The sequence below is a fragment of the Photobacterium makurazakiensis genome, assembly GCF_050336715.1.
Taxonomy (GTDB): Bacteria; Pseudomonadota; Gammaproteobacteria; order Enterobacterales; family Vibrionaceae; genus Photobacterium; species Photobacterium makurazakiensis.
Window position 1 is genome coordinate 1 of record NZ_JAKJSJ010000008.1, and the last position, 981, is coordinate 981.

A 981-nucleotide genomic window follows, 5' to 3' on the forward strand; every position below is an offset into this window, starting at 1 on the left:
AGGAGGACCGGAGTGGACGAACCTCTGGTGTTCGGGTTGTCACGCCAGTGGCATTGCCCGGTAGCTAAGTTCGGAATCGATAAGCGCTGAAAGCATCTAAGCGCGAAGCGAGCCCTGAGATGAGTCATCCCTGATACTTTAAGTATCCTAAAGGGTTGTTGGAGACTACGACGTAGATAGGTCAGGTGTGTAAGTGCTGCGAGGCATTGAGCTAACTGATACTAATTGCCCGTGAGGCTTAACCATACAACACCCAAGGGGTTTTTTACGGACTCCACGAAACACTTGAATGGTGTTTGAGAAACTAGTCAGATTTTCCCAGATTGCTATTTACTGCCATGAGGCGGTGAATAAAACAGAATTTGCTTGGCGACCATAGCATTATGGACCCACCTGATCCCATGCCGAACTCAGTAGTGAAACGTAATAGCGCCGATGGTAGTGTGGGGTTTCCCCATGTGAGAGTAGGACATCGCCAGGCGCCCAATTTGAGAGCCCGTTGGCAACAACGGGCTTTTATTTCGCTCCGACTGATTGTAATGTGAGCGGCGTCAACAGAAGGTTTTTACTTTTTAATCAAGCGATGAAAAAGTTGAAAATTTTGTCTTGACTGGATATCAGAAACGCGTATTATACGCCTCCTGACTTGCTAAAGCACAACGTGCCAAGGCATTGAAAGTCAACGTTCTTTAACAATTTGACCATGCAATCTGTGTGGGCACTCGTRAAAAAGTTAAGTCAAAAGATTTATCAATGAACTGAGTGACCAATACAAGRTAAYGNAARTTATTTTGGCACAGTCAATTCGAATRTCATGACTAGCTTCTAGTTATTGATGTTCAATCAGTATTCGTTGAGCCGGTCGAGAGACCACAAAAATTCTAATTGAAGAGTTTGATCATGGCTCAGATTGAACGCTGGCGGCAGGCCTAACACATGCAAGTCGAGCGGCAGCGACAACAACAATCCTTCGGGGGCGTT

2 rRNA genes are annotated in these 981 nt (G+C 45.7%); both read left to right on the forward strand.

The features are described from left to right. Positions 1–246: ribosomal RNA gene (locus L4D09_RS00355) — 23S ribosomal RNA — on the forward strand; the annotation flags it as partial. 119 nt (positions 247–365) lie between these two features. Then, positions 366–481, forward strand: a 5S ribosomal RNA gene (gene rrf / locus L4D09_RS00360). Positions 482–981 lie beyond the last annotated feature (500 nt).